This window comes from Pseudomonas sp. RGM2987 (assembly GCF_022952855.1).
Classification (GTDB): domain Bacteria; phylum Pseudomonadota; class Gammaproteobacteria; order Pseudomonadales; family Pseudomonadaceae; genus Aquipseudomonas.
In genome coordinates this window covers 1-6,207 of sequence record NZ_JALJDX010000068.1, presented here as the reverse complement: position 1 = coordinate 6,207, position 6,207 = coordinate 1, and the positions used below count along the sequence as shown (strand labels likewise).

The window sequence follows — 6,207 nt, the reverse complement described above, 5'->3', positions numbered from 1 at the left end:
CTTCCGGACGATTCAAAAACCCGCATCTGGCAAAGTTCTAGGGCCTGCTTCGCAGTCCAGCGGGAGCAAGCTCCCTCGCCACAGCAAGCTCCCTCGCCACAGTTTGTCTTTCGCTCGTTATTCCGCCAACGAAGGCTTCTCCCAGAGGTTGATCCCGCCTTCCTGGGCGAACCGATCGATCTGCGCCAGCTCCTGCGCGCTGAAATCCAGGTTCTTCAACGCGCCGACGTTCTCGATGATCTGCTCCGGACGGCTGGCACCAATCAGCGCCGAGGTGATCCGCGGGTCGCGCAGGGTCCAGGCCAGGGCCATCTGCGCCAGGCTTTGCCCGCGCTGTTGGGCGATCTCATTGAGGGCTCGCACATGGTCAATGTTGCTTTGCGACAGGTGCGACGCCTGCAACGAGCCACCTCCTGGACGATTGACCCGTGCATCTTCCGGAATGCCCTTGAGGTATTTGTCAGTGAGCAGGCCTTGGGCCAGGGGCGTAAAGGCGATCACCCCGGTGCCCAGTTCCTCGGTGGCGTCCAGCAGGTCTTTTTCCACCCAGCGATTGAGCAGGTTGTAGGCCGGCTGGTGAATCAGCAACGGGACTTTCCACTCCTTCAGCAGCGCGGCCATTTCCCGCGTCTTCACGCCGGAATAGGAAGAAATGCCCACGTACAACGCCTTGCCCTGCTGCACGGCCGTTGCCAGTGCACTGGCGGTTTCCTCCAGCGGCGTGTCAGGGTCGAAGCGGTGGGAATAAAAGATGTCCACATAATCCAGACCCAGGCGCTGCAAGCTCTGGTCGAGACTGGCGAGCACGTACTTGCGCGAACCACCGCCCTGCCCATAAGGCCCCGGCCACATGTCCCACCCGGCCTTGCTGGAAATGATCAGCTCATCGCGGTACTGCTTGAAATCCTCGCGCAGCAACCGACCGAAATTGATCTCGGCACTGCCGTAGGGCGGGCCATAGTTGTTCGCCAGGTCAAAGTGGTTGATCCCCAGGTCGAACGCCGTGCGCAGCAAGGCGCGCTGGGTATCGATCGGCGTGCTGTCACCGAAGTTGTGCCACAACCCCAGCGACAACGCCGGCAGCACCAGCCCGCTACGACCGACGCGGCGATAAGGAATGGACTCGTAGCGGTTTTCGGCAGCGGTATAAGTCATCGAAAAACTCTCAGTTCGGACGGACGCGGATGGCAGACGCTAACATTTCACAGACGCCTGGGTCAGGCTGAAAGTTCGCGCAAGGCTGCTGCCGCAAGAAAACCTGAGCGCGAGCGGTAGCGCTGATCACGTCGTACGGTCTGATCAATGCGCTCCAGCAACTGCTCAGGTAGTGTCGCATTGAACCGTACCGATTTTCCGAAATACGGCGTGACGTCAAATTCCACCACTGCCCAGATCCCACCCGCGTAATCCGGGTTCTCAAGGTGATCGTCAATCTCATGGATCTTCGGCAGCGGCTCGCCATCAGCCACCAAACCCTCGTAGTGCAGGGAGAGTGCTTCTTTCACATTCTCGAAAGCTTGCGCCACGGTGCCGCCGGCAGAAAAACACCCTGGCACATCCGGGACCGTCACCCCGTATTCAGAATCGGCATCCTTATGCAGAACGACCGGAAATTTCATTTGGATGAATCCTTCCTCCAGATCCGGCAGCGGTATCAGCCGGTCTGATAACAATGTATCCCCGCCGGGGATGACGTCATCGATCATAGGCCTCATTTCAGGCCCGCCTGTTTCAATATGCTATTGATCGTGCCTCTCGGCAGGTCAGAGTCGGGGTGTTTGATCGTCACACTTCCCACCTTGAAAGAATGTTTGTACTGATGATGGCTACCCTTCACCGCTACCAGATACCAACCGTCCTCTTCGATCTTCCTGATCATCATCACCTTTGCCTTATTCGCCAGCTCTGCCGGAAAACTCTAGCTGCGAAAGGCACCGCTGATACACACAATACACATCATGAAAAATATTAGCTCAACTCTTCAGCGAATACACCGCTACGACCTGTCGTTAGCGCACTTGGGCAAACACTTGCGCCAACCAATCCACAAACACCCGGACCCTCGGCGACAGATGGCGATTATGGGGATAGAGCACCGAGATCGGCATGTCGGGCGGTGGCGTGGCGGTGAGGATTTCCTGGATCAGGCCCTGCTGGATCTGGGTTTGCATCCGGTAATGCGGGCATTGGATCAGGCCCAGTCCGGCGATGGCCGAGGCGGCGTAGATTTCGGCGCCAAATACTGACAATGCGCCGTCGATGGCGACTTCCCTGAGTTCGCCGTCGACCATGAATTGGAATGGATAGAGCTTTGCGGTGACGCGCGAGACGTAGTTCACCGCCCGATGGTTGGCCAGGTCATCGAGGCTCTTCGGTTCGCCGTATTGGCGCAGGTAGGCAGGGCTGGCGCAGGTGATCTGCCGCAGGCTGGCGACACGCCGGCCGATCAGCGACGAGTCCTTCAAGGTGCCGGCGCGCAAGACGCAGTCGACCCCTTCACCGATCAAATCGACGAACCGGTCAGCCTCGCTGATGGACAGCTCGATGTCCGGATAACGCGCCATGAAGTCCGGCAATGCCGGGATCACGAAATGCCGGGCCAGGGTGCCATGCATGTCCACCCGCAGCCGGCCCTTGGGCGCGACGCTGCGGAACGCCAGTTCGGCTTCTTCGAGTTCGGCCAGCAGTTGTACACAGCGCGGGTAATAGGCCTCCCCATCAAGGGTCGGGCGCACTTTGCGGGTGCTACGCTCCAGCAGGCGAACCCCGAGCCAGGCTTCGAACTGGTTGAGGGTGTGGGTCAGCGTGGCGCGGGGCAGGTTCAGGTCTTCGGCGGCCTGGGTAAAACTGTTGCGCTCGTAGATGCGCACGAACGCCTTCATTGCCTTGACTTGATCCATTGCAGTTCGCGCCCGGATTGTTGGTGAATCGTGAACAGTCAAGGCAACTCTCGGGCATTTATCGCTGAGAGTAAACATGTGAATCTGACTTCACCTACCATTTCCCTGCGAAGGAACCCAGCCATGACGCCCCAAAAATCAAAAGTTGCCATTGTCACCGGTGCTTCTCGCGGTATCGGTGCCGAAATCGCCCGGCACCTGGCCGGAGAAGGCTATGCCGTTGCCATCAACTACGCCAACAGCGCCAGCGAAGCCTCGAAGTTGGTGGTACAGCTGCGCCAGGCCGGTCACCAGGCCATAGCGGTCAAGGCCGACGTGGCGTCCGCCGCCGATGTGCGGCGGATGTTCGAGGAGGTCGAAACGCAACTGGGCACGGTCGACGTGCTGATCAACAACGCCGGCATCCTGCAGGTCATGCCTCTGGCGCAGCACAGCGACGAGCTGTTCGACCAGACCTTTGCCATCAACACCCGCGGCACCTTCAACACCCTGCGCGAAGCCGCAACCCGCTTGAACGACGGTGGCCGGATCGTGAATTTTTCCAGCAGCACCGTGGGTCTGAACCTGCCGGGCTATTCGGTGTACATCGCCAGCAAGGCCGCGGTGGAATCCCTGACCCAGGTATTCGCCAAGGAGCTGCGCGGGCGCCAGATCACGGTAAATGCCGTGGCCCCAGGTCCGGTCGCCACCGAGCTGTTCACCCACGGCAAGAGTGAGGAGCAGATCCAGCAGTACGCAAAGATGCCGCCCCTGGAGCGCCTCGGCCAGCCGCAGGACATCGCCAGCATCATCTCCTTCCTGGTGAGCCCGGCTGCCGGCTGGGTGAATGGGCAGATCCTGCGGGCCAATGGCGGGTTGGTCTGAGGCGTTGTGCTCTATTGCCAACCAAACCGCCATCGCGAGCAGGCTCGCTCCCACAGGGTCAAGTGATGCCCTTGTGGGAGCGAGCCTGCTCGCGATGGGATCGGCACGGTGGCAGATGGAACGCCGGACGTTGGTCAACGCACCAGATGCAGGAACTGCATGTGCCGCTCGTACTGGTCGAGGATGTCGTTGATCACCTGTTCCTTGGTGTAGCCCACCAGATCGTAATCCTGGCTACCCTCGCTCAAATGCACCTCGGCCCGGTAATAACGGCGGTTGTTGAGTTCCTTGGAACCCATGCCGCCACGGGCAAACGACGGTGTGAAGTAACCGCGCATCTGCACTTGGTAGATGAAAGGGTGCTGCTCGCCGTGACCGATCTCCAGGCTGACGCTGTCGCTGGCCGGGTCTGGCTGGGTGATCACCGCCAGGCCCTTCTCGGCGAACACCGCCTTCACCTCTTCAATGGCCGGGCGCACCGTGGTGTCGAGGAAGCGGTACACCTCGTCGCGGGACGGGAAATGCACCGCCTGGCTCAAGCGCTGGCGCCAGCCGCCCGTGCCCCGGCGCGAACCGGACACCGGCGCCAGTGAATGCAATTGCGCGATCTGTTTCTGCGACTCCAGGTAGAACGCCTTGTGCAGGCCCCACATCATCAACAACAGGATCAGCGAGAACGGCAGGGAGGTCAGCACCACCGCCGACTTCAGGGCATCGATGCTGCCGGAAAACAGCAGCGCGCTAGTGACCAGAGCGGTCATCGCACCCCAGAACACCCGCAGCCATTTCGGCCCGTCTTCATCGGGGTTGCCGCCCTTGGCCGAGAGCGTTGAAAGCACCACCGTGCCGGAGTCGGCAGACGTGACGAAAAACACGAAGCTGATGAATACGGTGACCGCGATGACGGTCTTGCTCCAGGGGTAGGTTTCCAACAGCAGGTACAGGCTCATCGACGGGTTTTCCAGGGCCGACATCCCCAGCGCGCTCATGCCATGGTTCAGTACCTGATCGATGGCGCTGTTGCCGAAAATCGACATCCAGGCCAGGGTGAAACCCAGGGGAATCAGCAGCACGCCAAACACGAACTCGCGGATGGTGCGCCCTCGGGAAATCCGCGCGATGAACAGCCCCACGAACGGTGACCAGGCAATCCACCAGGCCCAATAGAACACCGTCCAGCCACCCAGCCAGTCGCTGGGTTTGTTGTAGGCGTACAAGTCGAAACTCTTCATCGGCAGGGCGCCAAGGTAATCGCCCAGGTTCTGGATCAACGTGTTGAGCAGATGCTGGGTAGGCCCGGCAAACAGTACGAATAGCAGCAGCGCGCAGGCCAGCAGCATGTTGATGTCGGACATGACGCGCACGCCCTTGTCCACGCCCGCCACCGCCACGATGATGGCCGCGCCCATCATCAACACGATCAGGCCGACTTGAATCCATTGGGTGTGGGCGACGCCGAACAGGTAATCGAGGCCGGAATTGAGGTGCAACACGCCAAACCCCATATCCGCGCCGAGACCAAACACGGTGGCAATGATGCCGAAGCCGTCTACCGCATAGCCGATGGGACCGTTGATGCGCTTGCCGATCAACGGGTACAACGCCGAGCGCAGGGCCAGCGGCAGGTTGTGCCGATAAGCGAAGTACGCCAGGGCCATGCCGACGAACGCGAACACGCCCCAGCCGTGCAGGCCCCAGTGCAGAAACAGGATCTGCATGGCCTGGCGCGCGGCCTGCGCGGTCCCGGCCTCGCCCTGGGGCGGCTGCACCATATGGGTCAGCGGCTCGGAAACGCAGAAGAAAAACAGGGTGATGCTGATCCCGGCGGCGAACAACATCCCGGCCCAGGACAGATAGCTGAATTCGGGCTCGTCGTGGTCGGCACCGAGCTTGATCTTGCCGTAGCCGGACAAGGCGGTGACCACCACGAAGACCAGGTACAGCGTCATCGCCAGCATGTAGTACCAACCGACCGTGTTGGCCGCCCAGTTCTGCGCCGCCAGCAGCCAGGCACCGGCCTGCTCGGGCATGCTGATCACCACCAGGCCGAACAGCAGGATGAAGGTCGCGGCGAAGTAAAACACCGGCGGATTCATGCGGACCAGGCCGCTGGATGGAAGGGACGAGGCACTCATGCGCAAGGCACCCCGGCAAGCGAGAACGTGGCGGTCGAATACGGACTCGGCAAAGGCAAGCCTCCTGTTGTGAGCGGGCAGCAAACCGGCGGTTTAACTTGAATGAACGTTCAAGTTAAACATACTTAGGTAGCTAAGGACTAATCGCAGGGCTCGACGGCACGTTTCCTACACTAGTCCATGGGAGGGTATGACGCTGCCTGAGGCGTATTCGTTCAGTAGCTCCAGTGTATGCCTGATGTACACAAGACCTGTGGGAGCGGGCTTGCTCGCGAAGACTGGCTTCCAGTTAACATCCATGTTGAATG

6 protein-coding genes are annotated in these 6,207 nt (G+C 60.4%); 1 reads left to right on the top strand and 5 read right to left on the bottom strand.

Features of this window, described 5'->3' with window-relative positions:
* Positions 1-117 precede the first annotated feature (117 nt).
* The 4 genes from mgrA to RGM2987_RS00685 all read right to left on the bottom strand — a co-directional run bounded on the left by mgrA (position 118) and on the right by RGM2987_RS00685 (position 2,900).
* Positions 118-1,155: an L-glyceraldehyde 3-phosphate reductase gene (gene mgrA, locus RGM2987_RS00700; protein WP_245138196.1), complete on the bottom strand. Its 1,038-nt coding sequence runs from the start codon at positions 1,153-1,155 to the stop codon at positions 118-120.
* A 62-nt stretch (positions 1,156-1,217) separates the two neighbouring features.
* Entirely contained in the window at positions 1,218-1,619 is a 402-nt protein-coding gene (locus tag RGM2987_RS00695) for a type II toxin-antitoxin system HicB family antitoxin (protein WP_245138198.1), read from the bottom strand.
* A gap of 92 nt (positions 1,620-1,711) precedes the next feature.
* Positions 1,712-1,882 carry a type II toxin-antitoxin system HicA family toxin gene (locus tag RGM2987_RS00690; protein ID WP_245138195.1) on the bottom strand — a complete coding sequence of 57 codons (171 nt, stop codon included), beginning with the start codon at positions 1,880-1,882 and terminating at the stop codon, positions 1,712-1,714.
* Positions 1,883-2,009: 127 nt separating this feature from the next.
* Positions 2,010-2,900 (bottom strand): LysR family transcriptional regulator, encoded by an 891-nt coding sequence (locus RGM2987_RS00685; protein WP_245138194.1) that lies wholly within the window; start codon positions 2,898-2,900, stop codon positions 2,010-2,012.
* A 123-nt stretch (positions 2,901-3,023) separates the two neighbouring features.
* Here RGM2987_RS00685 and RGM2987_RS00680 point away from each other — a divergent pair, with 123 nt between their 5' ends.
* On the top strand, positions 3,024-3,764 hold the full coding sequence (locus tag RGM2987_RS00680) for an SDR family oxidoreductase (RefSeq protein WP_245138193.1): 741 nt from the start codon (positions 3,024-3,026) through the stop codon (positions 3,762-3,764).
* A 134-nt stretch (positions 3,765-3,898) separates the two neighbouring features.
* Here the strand turns inward: RGM2987_RS00680 and betT are convergent, their stop codons facing one another.
* On the bottom strand, positions 3,899-5,860 hold the full coding sequence (betT, locus tag RGM2987_RS00675) for a choline transporter BetT (protein WP_245138197.1): 1,962 nt from the start codon (positions 5,858-5,860) through the stop codon (positions 3,899-3,901).
* Positions 5,861-6,207 lie beyond the last annotated feature (347 nt).

Excerpts from the sequence above, each read along its gene's own strand:
- mgrA (WP_245138196.1), bottom strand. The coding sequence starts at position 1,155 with ATGACTTATACCGCTGCCGAAAACCGCTACGAGTCCATTCCTTATCGC.
- RGM2987_RS00695 (WP_245138198.1), bottom strand. The coding sequence starts at position 1,619 with ATGAAATTTCCGGTCGTTCTGCATAAGGATGCCGATTCTGAATACGGG.
- RGM2987_RS00690 (WP_245138195.1), bottom strand. The coding sequence starts at position 1,882 with ATGATGATCAGGAAGATCGAAGAGGACGGTTGGTATCTGGTAGCGGTG.
- RGM2987_RS00685 (WP_245138194.1), bottom strand. The coding sequence starts at position 2,900 with ATGGATCAAGTCAAGGCAATGAAGGCGTTCGTGCGCATCTACGAGCGC.
- RGM2987_RS00680 (WP_245138193.1), top strand. The coding sequence starts at position 3,024 with ATGACGCCCCAAAAATCAAAAGTTGCCATTGTCACCGGTGCTTCTCGC.
- betT (WP_245138197.1), bottom strand. The coding sequence starts at position 5,860 with ATGAATCCGCCGGTGTTTTACTTCGCCGCGACCTTCATCCTGCTGTTC.